Genomic DNA, 19,709 nt, shown 5'->3' on the forward strand with positions numbered 1-19,709 from the left:
TTTTCCAGCTCTGTTTCGGACGCCGGATTTTCGTTTTTTCTGTTGACAATACGAAATTTCGGTGTCATAATAGATATGCAATATCGAAAATGCTATGAGGAAACGAGTTTTCCATCCGCCGTTCCATAGAGAGAGGACATTCGGTGCAAGTCCTTGTCCGGCGCGGAAAGCAGCCACTTCCGAGCAGCCGGCGCTGAACCGGCCGTCTGATCCTCGATACCGGATTGCTGAGATGCACGCGGCGCTGCTGCGCGCAGATCAAGGTGGTACCGTGGAAGCATGCTTTCGCCCTTGACATTCGGGCGGAGGCTTTTTTTGTTTTTCATACATTTTCAGTTTCGTTAATTCATTTTTGGAGGAATAAATCCTATGCAGTACAGAGGCTTAAATGAGCTGCGCGAGATGTACCTCAGTTTCTTCGAGACCAAGGGTCATCTTCGCCTGCCGAGCTTTTCGCTCATCCCGCAGAACGACCCGTCGCTTCTGCTCATCAACTCCGGCATGGCGCCGATGAAGCCGTATTTCACCGGCGAGCAGGAGCCGCCGCGCCACCGCGTCACCACCTGCCAGAAGTGCATCCGCACCGGCGACATCGAAAACGTCGGCAAGACCGCGCGCCACGGCACCTTCTTCGAGATGCTGGGCAACTTCTCCTTCGGCGATTACTTCAAGCGCGAAGCGATCCACTGGAGCTGGGAGTTTCTGACGAGCCCGGACTGGGTCGGCATCGACCCGGACCGCCTGTACCCGTCCATCTACGTTGACGACGACGAGGCGTTCGAGATCTGGAACAAGGAGATCGGCATCGCGCCCGAGCGCATCTTCCGCTTCGGCAAGGAGGACAACTTCTGGGAGCATGGCTCCGGTCCGTGCGGTCCGTGCTCTGAGATCTACTACGACCGCGGCCCCGAGTTCGGCTGCGGCAAGCCGGGCTGCACCGTCGGCTGCGACTGCGACCGCTACATGGAGGTCTGGAACAACGTATTCTCCCAGTTCGACAACGACGGCAACGGCAACTACACCGAGCTGAAGCAGAAGAACATCGATACCGGCATGGGCCTCGAGCGTCTGGCCTGCGTAGTACAGGGCGTCGGCTCCCTGTTCGACGTTGATACCGTGCGCAACATCACGAACAAGGTTTCCGAGATCGCCGGCAAGCACTACGGCGAGAGCGACAAGACCGATATTTCCCTGCGCGTTATCACCGATCACATCCGCTCCACCGTTATGATGATCTGCGACGGCGTTATCCCGTCCAACGAGGGCCGCGGCTACGTTCTGCGCCGCCTGCTGCGCCGCGCCGTTCGTCACGGCAAGCTGCTCGGCATCGACAAGCCGTTCATGTCCGACGTCGCCTCCACCGTTATCAAGGAGTCCGGCGGCGCTTATCCCGAGCTGGTCGAGAAGCAGAAGTATATCCACAAGGTCATCGAGAACGAGGAAGCAAGCTTCAACAAGACCATCGACAGCGGTCTTGCTATCCTGAACGACAAGATCGCGGCTTCCGACGGCAAGGAGCTGTCCGCCGCCGACGCATTCCAGCTGTACGACACCTACGGCTTCCCGATCGACCTGACGCTCGAGGTTCTCGAGGAGCATGGCATGACCACCAGCCGCGAGGAATTCGACCGCCTGATGAACGAGCAGCGCGAGCGTGCCCGTGAGGACCGCAAGAAGATGGGCGACCTCGGCTGGCAGAGCGAGGATCTCGGTCTCGACAAGTCCATCAAGACCGCATTCGACGGCTACGACACCCTTGAGGAGTCCGCAAAGATCCTTGCCATCGTAAACGAGGGCGAGGTTTCCGGCGCGGCCGCCAAGGGAGAGAAGATCACCGTTGTGCTCGACCGCACCCCGTTTTATGCAGAAATGGGCGGCCAGATCGGCGACCACGGCGTTATCACCGGCAAGAACGGCGCAATGACCGTTTCCGACGTTCAGAAGACCAAGGACGGCAAGTATATGCACATCGGTGTTGTCACCGAGGGCGAGCTCTCCGTTGAGGACGAGGTTACCGCTTCTGTCGATGCGGCTTACCGTCAGGCGATCTGCCGTGCGCACACCTCCACCCACCTGCTTCAGAAAGCGCTCCGCAAGGTTCTTGGCGACCACGTTGAGCAGGCAGGCTCCTACACCGCAAACGATCACATCCGCTTTGACTTCACCCACTTCGCCGCGCTGACTCCCGAGGAGCTGGCGAAGGTCGAGGAGCTCGTAAACGATGCCATTCTGGCAGGCAGCCCGGTCATTACCGAGGAAATGTCCATCGACGAGGCAAAGAAGAAGGGTGCTATGGCGCTGTTCGGCGAGAAGTACGGCCAGACCGTCCGCGTGGTACAGGCCGGCGACTCCATCGAGCTGTGCGGCGGTACTCACCTCGACAACACCGCAAAGGCCGGCTCGCTCAAGATCATCGGCGAGGCTTCCGTTGCTGCCGGCGTCCGCCGTATCGAGGCCGTTACCGGCAAGGCTGTCCTCCAGATGATGAACGAGCGTCAGGCTGTTCTGAACGAGGCGGCTGCCGCCCTCAAGACCAACCCGAACGAGCTTGTCGTCAAGGTCGAGCAGCAGATCAACGATATGCGCGCCCTGAACAAGAAGCTCGAAAAGATGGGCGCAAAGGTCGCTGCGATGCAGATGGTCGATCTGTTCAACGTTTCGCGCGATGTCAAGGGTGTTGAAGTCGTTGCGACCAAGCTGGATGATGCCTCCCCGGAGATGCTGCGCACGATGGGCGACGACATCAAGGGCAAGAAGGACAACATGGTAGCTGTTCTGTCCGCTGTAAACGGCGACAAGGTCAGCCTGCTCTGCGTCTGCGGCGCTGAGGCCGTCAAGAAGGGCGCACACGCCGGCAAGATCATCAAGGAAGTCGCGAAGATCGTTGGCGGCGGCGGCGGCGGCCGTCCGGACAGCGCAACTGCCGGCGGCAAGAATCCGGCAAAGCTCGAGGAAGCACTCGAGGCGGTCAACAACATCGTTGACGCGCTGCTCTAAGGCATAAATCAACAGGCATTGCCGCAGGCTTTTCTGCGGCAATGCCGAACTTTCAGAAAGGAGCGATCATCTATGGAGGATTGTCTGTTCTGTAAAATCGCAGCCGGCGAGATCCCGTCGAGCAAGGTGTATGAGGATGATATCTGCTACGCCTTCAACGACATTGATCCGCAGGCGCCGACCCACTTTCTCGTCATCCCGAAGCAGCACATCAAGTCTGTCGCTGCGGTAGACGAGACCAACAGTGCTATCGTTGCGCACTGCTTTGAGGTCATTGCCCGAGTTGCAAAGGAAAAGGGCATGGACAGCTTCCGCGTGGTCTCCAACATCGGAGAACAGGCGGGTCAGAGCGTATTCCACCTGCATTTTCACGTGCTCTCCGGCCGTGATATGACCTGGCCGCCGGGCTAAGGTGCGCGGACGCGCTTTCTAAGGGGGACGCTGTCCCCCTTAGATACGCCCCCGGTTCCGGAGAAACCAGGGGCGATAACCCCCTCTCGTCCGCACGGCGGACGAGGCCGCGCCGCCACGGCGCGGGCAGAGGTAAGAAAGTCAGGTACACGCCCCGACTTTCTTGGAGATTTTTATGCGGCGCTCTGCGGAGCGCCTGTCCTGCCTGTTTTGCCGAAGGCAAAATTCGGCAGGAGACTGCGCCCGAAGGGCGCGAAAAGGCACGCCTTTGGCGTGCCTTTTCATTTTCTTCTGCTTTTTTCATTTCCTTTTATATGATGATGCCGTTGCAGTGATCGATTTCATGCTGGATGATCTGCGCGGTCCAGCCGGTGAAGGTCTTGAGCCGTATCTGCATTTTCTCGTTCTGATACTGCACCTTGATCGACTGCCAGCGGCGGGTTTTCCGCGTGCCCGTGAGCGAAAGGCAGCCTTCCTCAGTCTCGTATGCGCCCGATTTTTTGACGATCTCGGGGTTGAACATCACCATATAGCTGCCCTCATTATCGAACGCGATGATTCGTTTGTGCACGCCGATCATATTCGCCGCCATGCCGACGCAGCCTGCCTTGTGTGCTTCGAGCGTCTCCAGCAGATCGCGCGCGATCTCCGTGTCCTCCGCCGTCGCCTTTTCCGACGCCTCCGCGAGGAACACCTCGTCCTTCATGATTTCCCGTACCATAGCTGCCTCCCGCAAGTTACTTTATCCTTTATGATAAAGCGCGCGGGGCCGGATGTCAAGTGCGCAGCTTTACTTGACGGCCGCGATGACAGCTGCGTCGGTCAGGCCCTTTTCCGATGTCAGCGAGAACGCAAAGCCGCTCTTCGTCCAGGTTGCCTTGCTGATGCTCTCATTGCCCTCAGCATTAACCGTAGTATCGCCTGCGGTCAGCGTTTTCTTGACAGCATAGACGTTATAGTTGCCGCTGATGTCGGCCTCGTCGCCTTTTTTCATGCGGAAGCGGACCGTATCCGCGCCGTTCGTGTAGTTTACCTCAGCGACTTCACCCGAAATGTCGATGAAGCTGTCCGCCTTGTAGCCGTCCGGCAGGGTCGGGCAGATCAGCTTGAAGCCGATCGCCGTTTCGAGCGAAGCGATGTCCTTATGCTTGGTCGGCGGATTGGGGATTTCCGTGGAATCGCCGGACTCGGCGTCCTTATCAATGGTAACGGTCGTGTCCGTGATCTGAACCGCCGCATCGTTGTTACCGAAGAGCGGCACGAACAGCTTGACCGGTACATAGGTCTTGTCGTTCTTGAGCACCGGCGCGGAGCCGAGCGTGAACGGTGCAGACATGCCGATCACATCCTTGATGGCGGTATAAACGAAGTAATTCTCCTCGCCGATGCGCAGGTCGCACTGCATTTCGCCGTCGTTGATATTGACTTCGCCGTTATTCCATGTTACCTTAAAGCCAAGAGCCTCGGCGAGCGCGCGGAACGGCACCATGAGCGTGCCGTTCTCGGTCGTGTAGCTGTCGAGCTGCATCGCCTTGCCGTTCACGACAAACTGACGCTGCGCGGTCGCAACGACCGACGGCGCCGGTGCGATGACCATCGGCTCGCCCGTGTCGTTCGCCGCCATCGCGGATACGCCCATCGAGCTGATAGAGGCCAGTGCGAGCATAAGAGAAATCGTCTTTTTCATAATAAATCGTCCTTTCATATGCGCCCTTTCGGGCGACTGTTTTTGTCCTTCGCCATAGATACAAGTGAGGGAGCGGAAATGCTGCACGGAACATAAATTTTTTTGAGAAAATTTTTTGACCGTATTTTCCGCCTTCGCCATAGATACAATCGGCTTAGGGAAATTGCTGCAAAGAAAATCAAAAAAATTTGCAGCATTTTGCGTCTCTCAGCTGTATTAAGGATAGAAACGAAAAATTCGATGAGGTGAATTTCATGTATCAAGCTGTATCACCCCGAAGGGGCAGCCTGTGGCGGCGCATCCTGTGCTTCGCCGCTTCGCTCCGCGAGGGCCGCGCCGCATGCGAGACGCATGCCGAGCTGACCCGGCTGTTCGAGCGCTACGGCAACGCGGTCTTTCGCGCAGCCTACGCCTATCTCCACAACAGAAGTGATGCGGAGGACGTCATGCAGGACACATTTCTGCAATATTTCAGCACGAAGCCGGTGTTCGAGAGCGAGCAGCACGAAAAGGCGTGGCTGCTGCGCGTTGCTGTCAACGCGAGCAAGAACAGGCTCGGCTCCGCGTGGTTCCGCCGCACGGAAGCCATCGACGAGAGCTGTCCCTGCCCCGAGGACGAGGATCTGAGCTTTGTGTGGGATGCGGTGCGCGAGCTGCCGCCGAGCTACCGCGAGCCGATCCATCTGTTCTACCACGAGAGCTGCTCGACCGAAGAGATCGCGTCCATTTTGCAGACGCGCCCATCGACCATCCGTTCCCGTCTGACACGCGCCCGCGCGATGCTGCGCGACAGGCTGAAGGAGGCGTATGATTTCGATGAATAAATACAATCGACTGATGGAGCATATCAATGTCACGCCGGATATGCTCGTTCGGGCGCACGCGGCGCTCGACGCCGGAAAACAGCCGAAATCCACGCGCAATACCGTGCCGCTGCGCCGTTACGGCGCACTCGCGGCCTGCCTTGCGGTCGTCATCTGCGGCGCTTCCCTGCTGAACCGCCAGCCGCAGGACGATCCGGTGCAGGCACTGCCGCCGAGTGCGACGGGCGAGGTCGTCGAGTACGGCACGACCGCAGAGCTTGCGGAAAATCTGCCGTTCACGCTTCGTCTCCCGATGGAACTGCCGGGCGGCTATGCGTGCACCGGCGCGGCTGACTCGTTCGGCACGGCGACTGTCCACTACGAAAAGGGCGAGAACAGCATCTGCTACTATATGGGCGAGGGCGAGAGCGCATTCGACGGCATTTATCCGGCCGGCGAAAAGCGCACGCTTACCGCGAAGGACGCTGCGCTCTACGAGGACTCGACCGGATATATCGTCGAGTGGACAGACGGCGATTACAGCTTTGCTCTCATCACGACCGAAAAGCTCAGCGACGATGAGCTGTGCGCGATGATCGAAAGCGTAAAATAGTCCTTACAGAGCAAATCCCCGGGGAATGTTCCCCGGGGGTTTGCTATTGTCATTGTTTTTCTTTATCGTTTTCTTTCTCTGCCCCCGGCTCATTCAGAACCACGGGAATGAACGCGGCGGCGACCTTGCCCTTGCCGCGATGCTTTACATAGAAAAATCCGATCACAGAAAACGCGATCGCACCGATGCAGTTGACCTGAAGATCCTTCATCGTGTCGATAAGACCAATGTCGAGATAGCCGCCAAGCTCCTCGGTCCAGTCCTCGTCGTTGACGATAACGCTCTCGATCGGCACATGAATCGGCGTATTCAGACCGTCCGGATTGAGCGAGACCGAATTGATCTCATGAACAACATAGTCCTTCTGCATATCGGTGTGCATCACCTGATCGCAGGTGAACTCGAAGAACTCCCACAGCACGCCGACCGTCATGGAAAAGCAGAACGCGACAAGCGCCAGGAAAAGCGGCGACAGACGGAAGGTGAAGCGCTCGCTTCGGTTGAACAGATCGACCAGACAGAAGCCGACCGCCGCGACCAGAAAGCCGTTGATCGTATGCAGCATGGTGTCCCAGCCGGGAATGATCGTGTAAAAAGAGTTGATCTCACCGAGGATTTCCGCCGCGTAGATGAAGCAGTAGATAATGCCCTCCATGAGGGGCGGGATATCGATGGCGAGCTGTTTTTCGATGATCGACGGCAGCGCGAGCAGTATGAGCGCGAGAACGCAGACGAAAATGTTCTCGAAGCGGTGCATGAACGCCGCACGGATCATAGTCAGCACGACAAAAAACGCCAGCACGCCGCGCAGCGTCATCCGGCGGCGCACACGCTGCCGGATCTCAGCCGGTGTCGGCGGTTTTTTTCCTTTTGTTTTATGGAACATATTTTACCTTTCTCAGCTGTTGAACAGGGTCAGTTTACGCCCTGAACCGCCAGTCTCTCAATCACGTCCTGTCCTTTGGCGGTAAGGGCAAGACTTCCCCTTCGAAAGCAGACTTCATAGCCCTCATAGGCAAAGCCTGCGAGCGGAATATCGTAATCGACGCGGATAAAACCGCGCTTTTCAAGCACAGAAAGCGCCAGCGGCACAATTTTCTCATCCATGTCCGGAAATTCCAGACAGAACGGTTCGCCGGTCCGCGAGTTCAGGCCGACGGGCAGGAACGGACAGACTGCCAGCTCGCGCAGGATGTCGATCTCGGCCGGATGGAGCGTGATCGCGCCACCCTTCCCTGCGCAGCCGGAGCAGCCGCCGCCCGGGCAGCCGGCGCAGTTACCGCCGCAGCAGCTCATCGGCAGACCTCCCCATCCTTCGGCACGCCGCAGATCGTACCGCCGCCAACGACCGTATCACCGTCGTACAGCACCGCTGCCTGACCGATCGCCGGCCCGCGCTGCGGCTCGTCGAACGTCAGCAGGATGCGGCCGCCGTCCAGCGGCGAGACCACGACCGGCTGTTCCTTCTGCCGGTAGCGCAGCTTTGCCTTGACGCGCATTTCGCCCGTCAGTCCGGGAACGGAAATCCAGTTCATGTCGCGGACGATGACGCGCGTCGCGAACAGCGACTCCACCGGCCCGACGGTCACGGTATTCTTTTCCATGTCCTTCGCGCAAACGTAAACGCGGTCGCCCATCGGCAGACCCAGACCGCGGCGCTGACCGATGGTGTAGCGCACCGCGCCGGCGTGCGTGCCGATCTTTTTTCCGTTTTCGTCAATAAAATCGCCGGACGGATAGCGTTTTCCGGTGTACTGCTCCATGAAGCCGACGTAATCGCCGTCGGGCACGAAACAGATGTCCTGACTGTCGTGCTTGCGCGCGTTGCAGAAGCTCTGCTTTTCCGCCATCTCGCGTATCTGTGTCTTGCTGTATGCGCCGAGCGGAAAGATCGTGTGCGCGAGCTGATGCTGCGTGAGGTTGTAGAGGACATAACTCTGATCCTTGCCCTCGTCCACGCCTTTTTTCAGGATATACCGGCCGGTGTTCTCATCGCGCTCAATGCGCGCATAGTGTCCGGTCACGATGTAGTTTAACTCGTGCGCGAACGCAAAATCGAGCAGCTTATCGAATTTCATGAAACGATTGCAGTCGATGCAGGGATTGGGCGTGCCGCCCTCCTCATAGGTGCGGATGAACTTTTCGATGATCTTATCCTGAAAATCCGCAGTAAAATCAAGCACCTCATACGGAATGTCGAGCTGAAACGCGACCTCGCTCGCGTCCTCGATGTCCTTTTCCGAACAGCAGGTACGGAAATTGCACGCACCAAGATCCTCGTTGCGATAAAGACGCATGGTCGTGCCCATGCATTCGTAGCCTTGCTCTCGCATGAGAAAGGCCGCGCACGAGCTGTCGACGCCGCCGCTCATTGCGATGAGCGCACTCTTTTCCTTCATAATTTTTCCCTCCCGGGAGTCTTGTAATTCTATTATTTTAACATACAGACGGTAAAATTACAACTATTCTTTCCCTTGGAGGTCACTTTGGCAAAATGCAGCTTTTATCGGCACATTCCAGTGCCCTGATAAGGGCAACCGGAACACTTTCCGCGATTTTCTTTCGTCACTGAGAATGGCCTGCCGGGAGACTGTTTCTTCCCTGGTGTAAGAAGTCAGGCTAAGAAAACTTCTGAATGGGTAAACAGTGCTAAAAAAGGTCCTGACATTGAAGCACAGCTCCATGTCAGAACCCATTTATTTCACAAATTATTTTTTGGGGTTGCGTCGCCCGCTGTTTTCCGAGCCACGCACTTCCTCATGGTAAAAGTAATTCACAATGACCGGGTGCCCAGGCTCTGCTCGTCCGTAGGGCAGCTCGTTGTCCACGAAGGGACAGCTGTTTTCTTGTGCCAGCCGTTTCGCTTGATCCTCCAAACCACGGAAGTAGCTTCTGTCTCCCTTGTTGTAGATAGCGTCGTACAGCGGAACCAAGTCAGGATATTTTTTACAAATATAGTCCATGATGTCTTTTTTGAATCCGCCTCGCAGGTTTAGATTTTCTAACCATATCAGGTCGCATTGATTTCTGACCTGATGGAAGATAGCCTCAAAATCCGTGATACCCGGAAAGACAGGGGCAATAAAGCAGACGGTGCGAATGCCCGCATCATAGATCTGCTTCATGGCATCCAGCCGTCGCTTGATGCTGACGGCATCGTCCATATCGTTTTTGAAATCCTCGTCCAGCGTATTGATCGACCAGGAAACCGTGACCTTTCCCAGTTCTTTCAGGAGGTCGATGTCACGGATTACCAAGTCTGACTTGGTACAGATGAGAATTTCTGCCTCACTGCCCCGGAGCTGTTCAAGAAGCTTCCGGGTGTTCTGAAACTGAGCCTCCTGGGGCAGATAGCCATCGGTCACTGAACCGATGACTACGCGCTGCCCTTTGTACTTTTGCGGATTTTTGATTGCCGGCCAATGTTTCACATCCAGGAATGTACCCCACGGTTCGGTGTGCCCGGTAAATCGCTTCATAAACGAGGCGTAGCAGTATTTGCAGCCATGGGTACAGCCCACATAAGGATTGACGGAATAGCCTCCCACCGGCAGGGTGGATTTTGTCATAATATTTTTGGTTTCTACATCCTGAATCAAAATGCTGCTCTCTTTTACTTCTGCCATGTCTTCTGTTCCTCCAATACCCGGTAAAAAGCCGGGGGAAATTCTTGTACCATATGTGCCTCTCCCATGATAGGAAGCAGATCTTCCTTCATAAATACAGGGATACCAAGCGCATGGGCCTGATGTGTCAGGTTCCACACCCATTCCTGTTTCGATACAGCTTTGCCCTTCCTATGTCCGGTCTCAGTCCCAATGACGATCCACTCAATTCCGGTAAGGTCTACCATGCCAACATCATCAAACATCGGTTCAAAGGTCACATGATAATGTCCGCCATGGATATGCTCCCGCAAAGTCCGGATACGGTTTTTCTCTTTACTGGAGGTAACAGTTACACCAAACCAAGCGTTGTCTAATGGGGTGGAAAAGACGATGCCCTCCGGTCTCTTAGTCAAGAACAGATACTGATGCTGTGGGTTTTCAGTCATCTTGTCAAATATCTGTTCCCGCCACTCTGGCTTCCAGTGGGAAAAATCGCTCATGCCGGTGAGCAGAAAATTCTGTGGGCGCTTTTTCTCCATCAGCCGCAGCTTATTTGGAAAAAACTCCGGCTTTTCAAAGTCGTCGATCATGTGAAACCGACGAACATTGTTTCTGGCGTAGCAGTAGCTGCAGCCGATCGTACAGCCGATCACCAGATTCATGTTTTGAATACAGTCTTTAATACAAACAGCCACCGCTGATGCCTCCTTACCGTTTTAAGATTTAGCCTTCTGCCGCAGGTGCAGCTTTCCCGAAGCCGTTCCAGGCATACAGGCCCTTCTTGTCCTCATCGCCCAGGAACTTGTCCACCTGACAGATGTGCAGGATATGGTCGCCCACCTCCACCGACTGCTGCAAGGTAGCTACCATCGCCAGCCGGGTGTCCGCCGGAATCTGGATGTCGCTGCCCTCCACAGCCATCATCTCGATGTTGTTGGCGGCCACCTTGTCGGTCTCGGCACCGGTAGACGCTCCGCAGGCCATTACTGCGCCAGCCAGACTCTCACCGGGAACAGTGACGATGACTTTGCCGGTCTCTCGTACCTGCTTACCGGTGTGGGACTGTTTGCCAGTGGCGAAGCCCACCATAGGCGGATTGAAGGAGAGGTAAGACACAAAGCAAATGGGAGCCAGGTTCGTAGAACCATCCTCCTTTTTAGAGCAGATCAGTGTCAGCGGATTGGGAGAGGTCAGAACAGTAGCCTCCATAATGTTCAGTTCTTTCATAAAATTCAGACCTTTCTAAGAAATTTCAGTCGTTGACTGCATGGTCAACCCGTGATATATTTATTATATCTGATAGCAATTTTTGTTCAAGTACGCAAATTATTTATACCTGGTATCAAAAAATATACCGTAAAAGACGAGGAACGATCCAATTATGACTTATGAAGAATTCAAAGAAAAGGTTGGCAGTGTCATTCTAACCGGCGAGGGAAACTGCCCGGTCACGCCGGTGGTTCAAATGCTGCAGGGCAAATGGAAACTCCAAATTCTCTATGAACTGTGCATCAAGTGCCCCATGCGGTTTGGGGAACTGAAAAAGATGCTAAAGCCAATTACAAATACGGCGCTGACAAATGCCCTCAAAGAGTTGGAAGCCGATGATTTGATACAGCGAATCCAATACAACGAGATGCCCTTGCGGGTGGAATATTTCCTTACTGAGAAAGGTCGTGACCTGCTGCCGGTCTTTTACGCCATTTCTCAATGGGGAATGAAATATATACCATGATTCTAACTATATTAATATCTGCATGATAATAGCCGGGAGGCATTGACAATTGGGGTCAACTTCCCGGCTTTTTTGCATTCTCTACGGCTGCAAAGGATTCAGGAAGCAACCTGATTCATGAGAGTTGATAACTCCCACCGCCTGCAAATAGGCATAGATAATTATGGTCCCCACAAACTTCATGCCCCGTTTTTTCAAGTCTTTTGAGATGGCATCAGATAATGGAGAGCTGACCTTGTCTACTTCTTGAATGATTTTTTCATCTGTCCAATGCCATAAGTATCGGTCAAAACTGCCCCACTCTTGCTGTATCTTTTGAAACACTTGTGCGTTGACCACTGCGGCTCGTATTTTCAGCCGGTTACGGATGATTCCAGAGTCAGCTTGCAGAGCCGTCAATTTTTCTTCGCTATAAGATGCCACTTTCCGCAAATCGAACCCGTCAAAAGCACGGCGAAACGCTTCCCGTTTATTTAAGACACATTCCCAGGTGAGACCTGCCTGAAAATTCTCCAAAATCAACATTTCAAACAGTATATGGTCATCGTGGACCGGTCTGCCCCATTCCTCGTCATGGTATCGCAGATAAGTGGTATTAGCCGGGTTCACCCAATGGCATCGGATTTTTCTATCTTTCCATTGCATTCCTTACTCCGCCTCCAAGAGAAAAATAACAGGCCGGATGCCGTCCGGACATACAAACACACCAACCCTATCATCATTGAGCCAAGTGTCGGCGGGCTGTACCATTTATCCTTCGGACACCCGCTGCATTCGTATAGTCATTTTGAACCTGCTCCGGAATCGTCATGCCTCGCAAGCCTCCCGGAGAGCAGGCAACAGCTCATTCAGCCGCCCGTCCAGTCCGAAGGACTTCTCTTTGATATTGTCCGCAATGTAGATCTCCCCCAGATTGATGGTCACATAAGTGGCGTTTGGCTCGCCGGCCACCAGGCGCATCATCGGAGCCTTGATCAGCTGATTGCGCCAGCCAATGCCCAGCTCCAGAACCACCATTTTCTTTCCGTGGTAGGTTTTCAGAAAGTTTTGGAACCGTGCCTGGGCAGCGGTATCCGGAATCATTCTCTGACCCGCGCCCATGTGGATGTCCATGGGACCTCCGCACTTGGGACAGCGCGGCACCAACTCTGTAGGCATATGTCCGCCCTGTTCAGCAGCCGATAATTTTTCGGCCACCTCTAAACTTGAATAGAGGGTGTCGTGGCAGGGGCGGGCACACTGCATCGTAAACCAGTTGCCCTCGATTTCATAGATTTTCGTCGGATCAAAGCCACACAGTTCAAAGTGACCTTCTCCGTTTGATGTGACGACAAAGTAATCTTTCTCTCCCACAATGGCCTTCAAATCGTTCATCACCGGCGTAGGCTGGTACTGCCCGCAGTAATGATGGATGAGCCGGGCCCAGAAGGCCCATTTTTCCTCCTCGCTAGGCCATCCGGCCATCATGCCCTGCAAAATACAATGTAAGCCGTATTTTTGTTTAATATCTCCAAACAATTCATCAAAGGCTGCATTATCTGCAAACAAATGCAGTCCTTCGGTGATGGACAGGCCGTTACTGGCCCCGATCAGGATAGCGTCCGCTTCTTTGATTTTTACTGCGATAGGTTTGAGATCAGGCATGGCCCGTAACCTCCTCGTTCTCCGCCATAACGAATCGTGCATCTTGCAGTACCTTCCCGATGTCGGCCACAATGGTCATGCCCTTGTCCTCCAACTGCTTTGGCAGGAAGTCATACTTGTTGTTGACAGCAATATATCGAGCATGGGGAAAGCTGAGGGTCAGGTTCCAGAAAGGTTCTTGAATAAACATGGGAGTCATGCGGCCCACGCCCAACTCCAGGAACAGAATTTTGCTGTCTTTGTGTTCCAGTACGTAGCGAGAAATTTTTTCATACTGTTCTTCATATTTCTTTCCTTGCAGGAAATTCCCATATCCTCGCACCCAGGGGAATGCCTCACCGCCGCAGTGGGGACATCGGGGAATGAGATCCGTGGGAATCTTCGTGCCATCCCCCATAGCGGCTACCATATCAGCCACCGGCTTTACCGCATCCCAAGTGTCATCGGTACAACAGGCGGCACACTGGAAGAAGCGGTGATCCCCCTGGACCTCCGCCACCTTCTCCTCCGGGTAGAGTTTGACAAACTGGGTATCCTGGTTAGTGGTGAGGATGAAGAAGTCCTTGCCTTTCAGCAAAGTGTCTAAATCCAAATAGGAATGACGCACAGGTGCGGTCTGGGTGGTGTGAAGGAAGGTGGCGAGATACCCCCAATACTCTTCCCTTGTCTTCCAGGGGTGCATCATCCCTGCAAAAGCACCTTTGAAGTGATACTTCTCGGCAAAAGGGCGGAAGTATTTGCGGTAGGAGTCGCTGTCCTCGTAGTAAAAATCTCCACCACCGGCAGCGGACAGGCCGGAGGCCCCGCCCACTACCACACAGTCAGCTTCCTTTACCTCCTGTACCAAACGATGGATCTGTTCGCTGTACGGCACCGGCTTTTTGTCAGTCAGCTGATAAGGCGTACTGCCGGAAGCATAGATAGGATAGTGCCTGGAATAATTCATCTGGGCCTGCATGACCAGATCATCATAGAAGTTCATTTTCACCATTCCTTTCGAATGGGTGTTATTTTTATTCTTACTTCAAATCATTTTAGCACCCTCTTGCACTACTGTCAATATGTTGTTATAATAAAAATAACACCAAAACAAAAAGGAGATCAGGCCATGAAATATCCCACCCGCCTTAGCGATGCTGTTCATATTCTGGCTTTTATCGCTCTGTACCCAGACTGCGACCTGACCAGTAACAAGCTGGCAGAGAGCATTCAGACGAATCCTGCCTATGTGCGCCAGCTCATGTCCGCCCTGCGGAAGGGTGGACTGCTGGTCAGCGTGAAGGGACATCCCCGACCTGCTCTGGCTCGTGATCCGGAGAAAATCACTCTGCTGGATGCCTATCGGGCAGTAGAGGGCAACAAGCCCCTGCTCCATCAGGACATCCACACCAATCCTGCCTGTGGCGTGGGTGTAAATATCCAACTGGTGCTGCGGGATTTTTACTTGGACATTCAAAAAACAGCGGAACAAAGAATGCAGGAAATCACGCTGAAAGATGTGCTGGAACAATATCACATGAAGTTAGAAGGGATGCTCTTGCAGGGTTTATGACAGATTGATTTAAGGAAGAAACCAATATGAAGCTTGGCATTATTCGTTGTATGCAGACAGAGGACTACTGCCCCGGAAGCCGGGATTTTCGGACAATCCGAGAGAGAAAAGGCGCTTTTATGGGAGCGGATGATATTCAGTTAGTGGGCTTCATCAGTAAAGTTTCTTTTCCCTCCGGCCTATGGTAAGATAGACTTCGTTGGAATATGCAAGGCGGTACTGCCGTCTATTTAGGTACAGGTGATGTGACAGCACACAGTATGGCCTGCTGCGCGGACTCCGCCATGATGTTTCCCCTTGGATATTCAGAGGGAATTTCCATTTCCGTGGATCTGAAACAGCTCTCTTCCATTTGCCCGGAAGTTTTAAGGAATGCCGGCGTGGAGGCAGACCAGTTACGGGATCGATTTTGCTCCGGAAAGCCATCCGCAATCCCGTCCTGTTCCGATTTAGAGCATATTTTTGCTCCACTCTAAAGGAGATATTCAAGGCAGTCTACGGCCAGCCTATCGCCACCTATATGAAGGAATTTCGAGTGCGTCAGGCTATGAAATTATTACGGGAAACAAATGACACGATCGCGGATATTGCTTCCCAGGCAGGCTACCAAACCCAGGGAAAGTTTTCAAGCGCTTTTCAGTCTATCGTCAAAATGTCACCCAGAGAATACAGAACAATCCAGGGTATAGCTCCATCGGATTTCTTTAGCAAAACACTGTAATGGGATTTTCTGGTAGGCTGCTGCCAGTAAAACCTAACACAAACATAAAAAGCAGAACATTGCTCATCACTTATCCTCCCAGGGTTGCTCCATCTTCTTCCCATTCTCACCTATTTTTCTTGAGCAGGAAATCTGCCACGGCAAGATCCAAAAGTGCCATGCCAGTAGAATCAAACACCGTGATGTCGGTATCGCTTTTACGACCCGCAGCCTTTCCAAGAATGAGATCACCAAGCTCTCCACAGATTCGATCTTCAGACAATGTGCCCTGCTTCAGGGGAATCTCAATTTCTCCGGCGTCCCTGCAGTGTTCGAGGTCGTCTACAAAAACAATGGCATTCTCAAAAATTTGGGAATCAATTTCTTCTTTGCCCGCCATATCTGCACCAATGCAGGAAAAATGTGTGCCGGGTTTGACCCATTCTTTTTGAATCAGCGGGGTGTGGGAAGGCGTGATTGTGATGATAATGTCGCTGTCGGATACGGCTTCTTGCAAATCAGAAACTCCTTCGAAGGTTACCGAGGCTGCCTCAATTGCAAAATCGGTTTGCAGCATTGCGCGAATCTTCGACGCAAATGCAGCAGCATGTCCTGCGTTATGCGGATTGGCGATCCGGATCGTTTCCAGCGCGGGAAACGCCTTCAGCAACGCAGCAATCTGGAAAGGTGCCTGATTGCCGGTGCCGACAATCAAAGCGTTCCGGGAATTCTTTCTGGCCAGATATTTTGCACCAATGGCTCCTGCCGCACCAGTGCGCATTCCGGTCACAGAGGAGCCGTCCACAAGGCCAAGCGGCATACCGGTTTCCGAGCTGAACACGGCAATCAGACCCACAAGATCCGGCAGGCCTTTTTGCACATTTGCTTCCATGAACGCAACCGTCTTGTGGCCGAAAATATGCTGTTCCGGCAGATAACCGGATTTAATATCCATATCTGCATGGCCGGGGTCGAATTCATAGAAAATGGTAGGCCATACAACGGTTTTGTCTTGACTTTTCAGCTTATAAACATTCTCTGTGCATTGGATCGCATCTTCCATCGAAAGATTTTTTCGAACTTCTTCTGCGGAAATATAGGGAATATTCATCGGGAGTTCTCCTTTCTTTTACCGGGTTTTCATTGCAATATACTCGCTGATGGCCTTGAGGCCATCGATCAGATCCTGCTTTCCGTAGGCATAACCGATGCGCATACTGTGCGGCACTTCAAAGCAGTCGCCGGGAGTCACAAACGCGCCGGTCTTCTTGTACATTTCTTCGCAGAATTCGTAGGAAGGAATGTCCAGATCATAATAAACCAATGCCGTAGTGCCGGCTTTCGGCTTTACATAGCTGACATGAGGCTCACTGCTGACCCAATTGTCCAGAATCTGCAAATTCTCCCGGACGATCTTTCGGCTGCGTTCCAGCAGCTTATCGCTGTGCTTCAGCGCAGCTGCTGCCAGCATTTCATCGAATACACCGCAGCTCACAAGATTATAATCCCGATGAGAAAGGCAGCTCTTTACAACGCTCATATCGTGCGTTGCAATCCAGCCAAGCCGAAGACCAGCCAGAGAAAAAACCTTTGACATACTGCTCACCGAAATGCCCTTTTCATACAGATCCACAATGGAAGGACACCAGTCATCTTCCTGTGAAAGGTGACGATAGACCTCATCGCACAAAATCCAGGCATCTGCGGAACGCGCAATCTCCACGATCTCCCGGAGCATCTGCTCAGACATCAGCGCACCCGTAGGATTGTTAGGGTTATTGATGCAGATCATTTTTGTTTCAGGTGTCACCAAACGGCGCAGTTTTTCTAAGTCCGGCAAATAATTGTTTTCCTTACTCAGATGAAGGATCTGAACATCTGCTCCATAGGATTCCGGGATGGAATAAAGCTGCTGATATGTCGGCATGATGCTCACTACACGATCACCGGGAGAGATCAGCGAATAGAATACATGATGGTTTGCTCCGGATGCCCCATGGGTCGGCACAATATTTTCAATGTTCAGCGTTTTGTAAAGGCCGCAAACACCTTTACGGAATTCTGGCAAACCCTCAATATCGCCGTAGCTCAGACGGCGTGCGCACAAACGATTCAAAAATTCCGTCTTATCTTCCCCTGTCAGCTCGAATAGCTCATTCATACTGATGGAGTCCACACATGTTTCAGCGATGTTATACTTGGCGCCGACCTCCCAGGCGTTCATCCATTCTTCTACGGCAAACGGCTTGATTTTCATTGCTTTTTCCTCCTTGTAATGGTACATGATAAAAAAGAAAAGGGCACACAGAGCTTTTCCTTATAACATGGTAAACCATGCCGTACCTACGGAAAAACTCTGTGTGCCCTTTAGCCTCCACCCGGTGGTGGAGAGGGTTTCAGTATTCAAGTTCCTTTATAATACTACACAAGCTGCACATTGTCAAGACGATTTCCCGAACTTTGGTACTAAAAATTCCAAGCCAACGCTCTTAGAAAACAGCTTAGAGCAGCTTAATATTCGTTACAAGCTGATCAAGCCATACACACCAAGGCACAGGACTTCAAACGGCAACTTGCCGTCCGAGAACGCACTTACAATCATTTTTCTATCCGGCCACTTAACCGGAAATCTCCGGACTACTTCCTAAATGCTTTTCCTTATGGGTAACACATCATTGACAAACCTACACGTATCGTAGACAAATTCCGATTCTTCAATGGCTTAAATATTTTGTTTCAGTACATCCGATGCAGAAACAGCAGAAACTTGATATACGCCACATCCGATGCAGAAACAGCAGAAACTTGATATACGCCTTTCTCCAGATGCTTACGCAGAAACACATAATATGCCGCTTTATCTCAAATACTCCGTAAAGAATGCGTTGAGCTTTTCAAACGGAATGATGTCCATCTGATCGTAAAGGTCAGTGTGATTTGCACCGGGGATAATGAGCAATTCCTTGTTATCGCCGGTCAGCTTGCTGTACGCTGTTTCGCTGAAATAGCGGGAGTGCGCCTTTTCCCCGTGTACCAGCAGCACGGCAGAGCGGATTTCGCTGCTGTAGTGCAAAATCGGCATATTCAGGAACGACAGCGAGGAGGTCACATTCCAGCCGTTATTGGAGTTCAGGCTGCGGGAGTGATAGCCACGTGGCGTTTTGTAGTAGGCATAATAGTCCTTTACAAACTGCGGTGCGTCCTCCGGCAGCGGATCGACCACACCGCCCGCCAGCGCATAGGCGCCGTTTTTGTAATCTACAGTGCGCTGTGCATTCATGGCTTTTTTCTTCTCAAAGCGTGCCTGCTCAGAATCCTCAGCATCAAAATATCCGTTGGCCGTTACACGGGTCATGTCGTACATGGTCATAGCAGCGGTCGCTTTGATGCGGGTGTCAATGGCAGCGGCATTGAGCGCCATACCGCCCCAGCCACAGATACCGATGATACCGATGCGCTCCGGGTCAACGTTCTCCTGCACGGAAAGGAAGTCTACCGCTGCGCAGAAATCCTCGGTATTGATGTCCGGCGAAGCGACATAGCGGGGTGTACCACCGCTCTCGCCGGTGTAGGACGGGTCGAAGGCAATCGTCAAGAAGCCAAGCTCCGCCATTTTCTGCGCGTACAGACCGGAGGACTGCTCCTTTACCGCGCCAAACGGACCGCTGACGGCAATGGCGGGCAGCTTGCCCTCTGTGCCCCTCGGCGTGTACATATCCGCCGCCAGTGTGATGCCGTAGCGGTTGTGAAAGGTTACTTTCTTGTGATCCACCTTGTCGCTTTTCGGGAACACCTTATCCCATTCCTGTGTTAAATTCAGTTTTTCCATATTCAGACCTCCTCGTATAATAAGTTAAAAGTAAATAGTTTCAGGTATCAGCAGGCTTTGAGGTGCCCGTGATACAATAGCTGTAGGACAGCAGGGTCAAGTTCTTGGACCTCCAGTTGAGCCGCAAGGC

Annotated in this window: 23 protein-coding genes; 8 read left to right on the forward strand and 15 right to left on the reverse strand. The window is 53.0% G+C overall.

All coding sequences use genetic code 11. The features are described 5' to 3' along the window. Positions 1–92: 92 nt before the first annotated feature. A complete protein-coding gene (locus H8S02_RS10300) occupies positions 93–326 on the reverse strand; it encodes a hypothetical protein (RefSeq protein WP_186970435.1) in 234 nt (77 codons plus the stop codon). Between the two features lie 43 nt (positions 327–369). On the opposite strand from H8S02_RS10300, the gene alaS reads away from it, so the two are divergent. Continuing rightward, positions 370–2,997, forward strand: a complete 2,628-nt coding sequence (alaS, locus tag H8S02_RS10305; RefSeq protein ID WP_186970436.1) for an alanine--tRNA ligase — start codon at positions 370–372, stop codon at positions 2,995–2,997. A gap of 72 nt (positions 2,998–3,069) precedes the next feature. Continuing rightward, positions 3,070–3,408 carry a histidine triad nucleotide-binding protein gene (locus tag H8S02_RS10310; protein ID WP_186970437.1) on the forward strand — a complete coding sequence of 113 codons (339 nt, stop codon included), beginning with the start codon at positions 3,070–3,072 and terminating at the stop codon, positions 3,406–3,408. Positions 3,409–3,718: 310 nt separating this feature from the next. Here the strand turns inward: H8S02_RS10310 and H8S02_RS10315 are convergent, their stop codons facing one another. Continuing rightward, positions 3,719–4,129 (reverse strand): peptide deformylase, encoded by a 411-nt coding sequence (locus tag H8S02_RS10315; protein ID WP_186970438.1) that lies wholly within the window; start codon positions 4,127–4,129, stop codon positions 3,719–3,721. 69 nt (positions 4,130–4,198) lie between these two features. Continuing rightward, positions 4,199–5,095 (reverse strand): copper amine oxidase N-terminal domain-containing protein, encoded by an 897-nt coding sequence (locus H8S02_RS10320; RefSeq protein ID WP_186970439.1) that lies wholly within the window; start codon positions 5,093–5,095, stop codon positions 4,199–4,201. 254 nt (positions 5,096–5,349) lie between these two features. Between H8S02_RS10320 and H8S02_RS10325 the strand changes: the two genes are divergently transcribed. Further along, a complete protein-coding gene (locus tag H8S02_RS10325) occupies positions 5,350–5,919 on the forward strand; it encodes an RNA polymerase sigma factor (protein ID WP_186970440.1) in 570 nt (189 codons plus the stop codon). Beyond that, positions 5,912–6,511, forward strand: a complete 600-nt coding sequence (locus H8S02_RS10330; protein ID WP_186970441.1) for a DUF4367 domain-containing protein — start codon at positions 5,912–5,914, stop codon at positions 6,509–6,511. The genes H8S02_RS10325 and H8S02_RS10330 overlap by 8 nt, the downstream gene beginning before the upstream one ends. A 49-nt stretch (positions 6,512–6,560) precedes the next feature. Here the strand turns inward: H8S02_RS10330 and H8S02_RS10335 are convergent, their stop codons facing one another. The 6 genes from H8S02_RS10335 to H8S02_RS10360 all read right to left on the reverse strand — a co-directional run bounded on the left by H8S02_RS10335 (position 6,561) and on the right by H8S02_RS10360 (position 11,346). Next, on the reverse strand, positions 6,561–7,397 hold the full coding sequence (locus H8S02_RS10335) for a hypothetical protein (protein ID WP_186970442.1): 837 nt from the start codon (positions 7,395–7,397) through the stop codon (positions 6,561–6,563). Positions 7,398–7,426: 29 nt separating this feature from the next. Continuing rightward, positions 7,427–7,807: a hypothetical protein gene (locus H8S02_RS10340; protein ID WP_118686422.1), complete on the reverse strand. Its 381-nt coding sequence runs from the start codon at positions 7,805–7,807 to the stop codon at positions 7,427–7,429. Next, the gene (mnmA, locus tag H8S02_RS10345; RefSeq protein WP_243166495.1) at positions 7,804–8,910 is read right to left on the reverse strand and encodes a tRNA 2-thiouridine(34) synthase MnmA; all 1,107 of its coding nucleotides are present in this window, start codon (positions 8,908–8,910) and stop codon (positions 7,804–7,806) included. Before mnmA ends, H8S02_RS10340 begins: the two co-directional genes overlap by 4 nt. Positions 8,911–9,219: 309 nt before the next feature. Further along, positions 9,220–10,137 (reverse strand): radical SAM mobile pair protein B, encoded by a 918-nt coding sequence (locus tag H8S02_RS10350; protein WP_186970443.1) that lies wholly within the window; start codon positions 10,135–10,137, stop codon positions 9,220–9,222. Next, positions 10,125–10,814, reverse strand: a complete 690-nt coding sequence (locus H8S02_RS10355; RefSeq protein WP_186970444.1) for a radical SAM mobile pair protein A — start codon at positions 10,812–10,814, stop codon at positions 10,125–10,127. Before H8S02_RS10355 ends, H8S02_RS10350 begins: the two co-directional genes overlap by 13 nt. A gap of 28 nt (positions 10,815–10,842) precedes the next feature. Further along, positions 10,843–11,346, reverse strand: a complete 504-nt coding sequence (locus tag H8S02_RS10360; RefSeq protein ID WP_186970445.1) for a flavin reductase family protein — start codon at positions 11,344–11,346, stop codon at positions 10,843–10,845. Between the two features lie 154 nt (positions 11,347–11,500). Between H8S02_RS10360 and H8S02_RS10365 the strand changes: the two genes are divergently transcribed. Beyond that, positions 11,501–11,854 carry a winged helix-turn-helix transcriptional regulator gene (locus H8S02_RS10365; RefSeq protein ID WP_055218319.1) on the forward strand — a complete coding sequence of 118 codons (354 nt, stop codon included), beginning with the start codon at positions 11,501–11,503 and terminating at the stop codon, positions 11,852–11,854. A gap of 81 nt (positions 11,855–11,935) precedes the next feature. On the opposite strand, the gene H8S02_RS10370 is transcribed toward H8S02_RS10365, so the two are convergent. The 3 genes from H8S02_RS10370 to H8S02_RS10380 form a co-directional block, all read right to left on the reverse strand. Continuing rightward, positions 11,936–12,499, reverse strand: coding sequence for a DNA-3-methyladenine glycosylase I (locus H8S02_RS10370; RefSeq protein ID WP_186970446.1), 564 nt, complete (start codon positions 12,497–12,499; stop codon positions 11,936–11,938). Positions 12,500–12,661: 162 nt separating this feature from the next. Further along, positions 12,662–13,498 carry an SIR2 family NAD-dependent protein deacylase gene (locus H8S02_RS10375; RefSeq protein ID WP_186970447.1) on the reverse strand — a complete coding sequence of 279 codons (837 nt, stop codon included), beginning with the start codon at positions 13,496–13,498 and terminating at the stop codon, positions 12,662–12,664. After that, positions 13,491–14,480, reverse strand: a complete 990-nt coding sequence (locus H8S02_RS10380; protein ID WP_186970448.1) for an SIR2 family NAD-dependent protein deacylase — start codon at positions 14,478–14,480, stop codon at positions 13,491–13,493. Before H8S02_RS10380 ends, H8S02_RS10375 begins: the two co-directional genes overlap by 8 nt. Before the next feature lie 126 nt (positions 14,481–14,606). Here H8S02_RS10380 and H8S02_RS10385 point away from each other — a divergent pair, with 126 nt between their 5' ends. From H8S02_RS10385 to H8S02_RS12845, 3 genes are all read left to right on the forward strand, one after another. Continuing rightward, positions 14,607–15,050 carry an Rrf2 family transcriptional regulator gene (locus H8S02_RS10385; protein WP_186970449.1) on the forward strand — a complete coding sequence of 148 codons (444 nt, stop codon included), beginning with the start codon at positions 14,607–14,609 and terminating at the stop codon, positions 15,048–15,050. A 26-nt stretch (positions 15,051–15,076) separates the two neighbouring features. Beyond that, complete coding sequence (locus tag H8S02_RS10390; protein WP_186970450.1) at positions 15,077–15,238, forward strand: CGGC domain-containing protein; 162 nt, start codon at positions 15,077–15,079, stop codon at positions 15,236–15,238. Between the two features lie 332 nt (positions 15,239–15,570). Further along, a complete protein-coding gene (locus H8S02_RS12845) occupies positions 15,571–15,771 on the forward strand; it encodes a helix-turn-helix domain-containing protein (protein ID WP_407926405.1) in 201 nt (66 codons plus the stop codon). A 106-nt stretch (positions 15,772–15,877) separates the two neighbouring features. On the opposite strand, the gene H8S02_RS10400 is transcribed toward H8S02_RS12845, so the two are convergent. The 3 genes from H8S02_RS10400 to H8S02_RS10410 all read right to left on the reverse strand — a co-directional run bounded on the left by H8S02_RS10400 (position 15,878) and on the right by H8S02_RS10410 (position 19,585). Next, entirely contained in the window at positions 15,878–16,861 is a 984-nt protein-coding gene (locus H8S02_RS10400; RefSeq protein ID WP_186970452.1) for an ornithine cyclodeaminase family protein, read from the reverse strand. Between the two features lie 18 nt (positions 16,862–16,879). Further along, positions 16,880–18,007, reverse strand: coding sequence for an aminotransferase (locus H8S02_RS10405; RefSeq protein ID WP_186970453.1), 1,128 nt, complete (start codon positions 18,005–18,007; stop codon positions 16,880–16,882). A gap of 600 nt (positions 18,008–18,607) precedes the next feature. Continuing rightward, a complete protein-coding gene (locus tag H8S02_RS10410; protein WP_243166501.1) occupies positions 18,608–19,585 on the reverse strand; it encodes an alpha/beta hydrolase in 978 nt (325 codons plus the stop codon). Between the last annotated feature and the right edge of the window lie 124 nt (positions 19,586–19,709).

Origin of the sequence: Agathobaculum hominis (genome assembly GCF_014288055.1) — a bacterium.
Taxonomy (GTDB): Bacteria; Bacillota; Clostridia; order Oscillospirales; family Butyricicoccaceae; genus Agathobaculum; species Agathobaculum hominis.

What these genes read in the sequence shown, in the direction of transcription:
- H8S02_RS10300 (WP_186970435.1), bottom strand. Translation starts at nt 326, where the DNA reads ATGAAAAACAAAAAAAGCCTCCGCCCGAATGTCAAGGGCGAAAGCATG.
- alaS (WP_186970436.1), top strand. Translation starts at nt 370, where the DNA reads ATGCAGTACAGAGGCTTAAATGAGCTGCGCGAGATGTACCTCAGTTTC.
- H8S02_RS10310 (WP_186970437.1), top strand. Translation starts at nt 3,070, where the DNA reads ATGGAGGATTGTCTGTTCTGTAAAATCGCAGCCGGCGAGATCCCGTCG.
- H8S02_RS10315 (WP_186970438.1), bottom strand. Translation starts at nt 4,129, where the DNA reads ATGGTACGGGAAATCATGAAGGACGAGGTGTTCCTCGCGGAGGCGTCG.
- H8S02_RS10320 (WP_186970439.1), bottom strand. Translation starts at nt 5,095, where the DNA reads ATGAAAAAGACGATTTCTCTTATGCTCGCACTGGCCTCTATCAGCTCG.
- H8S02_RS10325 (WP_186970440.1), top strand. Translation starts at nt 5,350, where the DNA reads ATGTATCAAGCTGTATCACCCCGAAGGGGCAGCCTGTGGCGGCGCATC.
- H8S02_RS10330 (WP_186970441.1), top strand. Translation starts at nt 5,912, where the DNA reads ATGAATAAATACAATCGACTGATGGAGCATATCAATGTCACGCCGGAT.
- H8S02_RS10335 (WP_186970442.1), bottom strand. Translation starts at nt 7,397, where the DNA reads ATGTTCCATAAAACAAAAGGAAAAAAACCGCCGACACCGGCTGAGATC.
- H8S02_RS10340 (WP_118686422.1), bottom strand. Translation starts at nt 7,807, where the DNA reads ATGAGCTGCTGCGGCGGTAACTGCGCCGGCTGCCCGGGCGGCGGCTGC.
- mnmA (WP_243166495.1), bottom strand. Translation starts at nt 8,910, where the DNA reads ATGAAGGAAAAGAGTGCGCTCATCGCAATGAGCGGCGGCGTCGACAGC.
- H8S02_RS10350 (WP_186970443.1), bottom strand. Translation starts at nt 10,137, where the DNA reads ATGGCAGAAGTAAAAGAGAGCAGCATTTTGATTCAGGATGTAGAAACC.
- H8S02_RS10360 (WP_186970445.1), bottom strand. Translation starts at nt 11,346, where the DNA reads ATGAAAGAACTGAACATTATGGAGGCTACTGTTCTGACCTCTCCCAAT.
- H8S02_RS10365 (WP_055218319.1), top strand. Translation starts at nt 11,501, where the DNA reads ATGACTTATGAAGAATTCAAAGAAAAGGTTGGCAGTGTCATTCTAACC.
- H8S02_RS10370 (WP_186970446.1), bottom strand. Translation starts at nt 12,499, where the DNA reads ATGCAATGGAAAGATAGAAAAATCCGATGCCATTGGGTGAACCCGGCT.
- H8S02_RS10375 (WP_186970447.1), bottom strand. Translation starts at nt 13,498, where the DNA reads ATGCCTGATCTCAAACCTATCGCAGTAAAAATCAAAGAAGCGGACGCT.
- H8S02_RS10380 (WP_186970448.1), bottom strand. Translation starts at nt 14,480, where the DNA reads ATGAACTTCTATGATGATCTGGTCATGCAGGCCCAGATGAATTATTCC.
- H8S02_RS10385 (WP_186970449.1), top strand. Translation starts at nt 14,607, where the DNA reads ATGAAATATCCCACCCGCCTTAGCGATGCTGTTCATATTCTGGCTTTT.
- H8S02_RS10390 (WP_186970450.1), top strand. Translation starts at nt 15,077, where the DNA reads ATGAAGCTTGGCATTATTCGTTGTATGCAGACAGAGGACTACTGCCCC.
- H8S02_RS12845 (WP_407926405.1), top strand. Translation starts at nt 15,571, where the DNA reads ATGAAGGAATTTCGAGTGCGTCAGGCTATGAAATTATTACGGGAAACA.
- H8S02_RS10400 (WP_186970452.1), bottom strand. Translation starts at nt 16,861, where the DNA reads ATGAATATTCCCTATATTTCCGCAGAAGAAGTTCGAAAAAATCTTTCG.
- H8S02_RS10405 (WP_186970453.1), bottom strand. Translation starts at nt 18,007, where the DNA reads ATGAAAATCAAGCCGTTTGCCGTAGAAGAATGGATGAACGCCTGGGAG.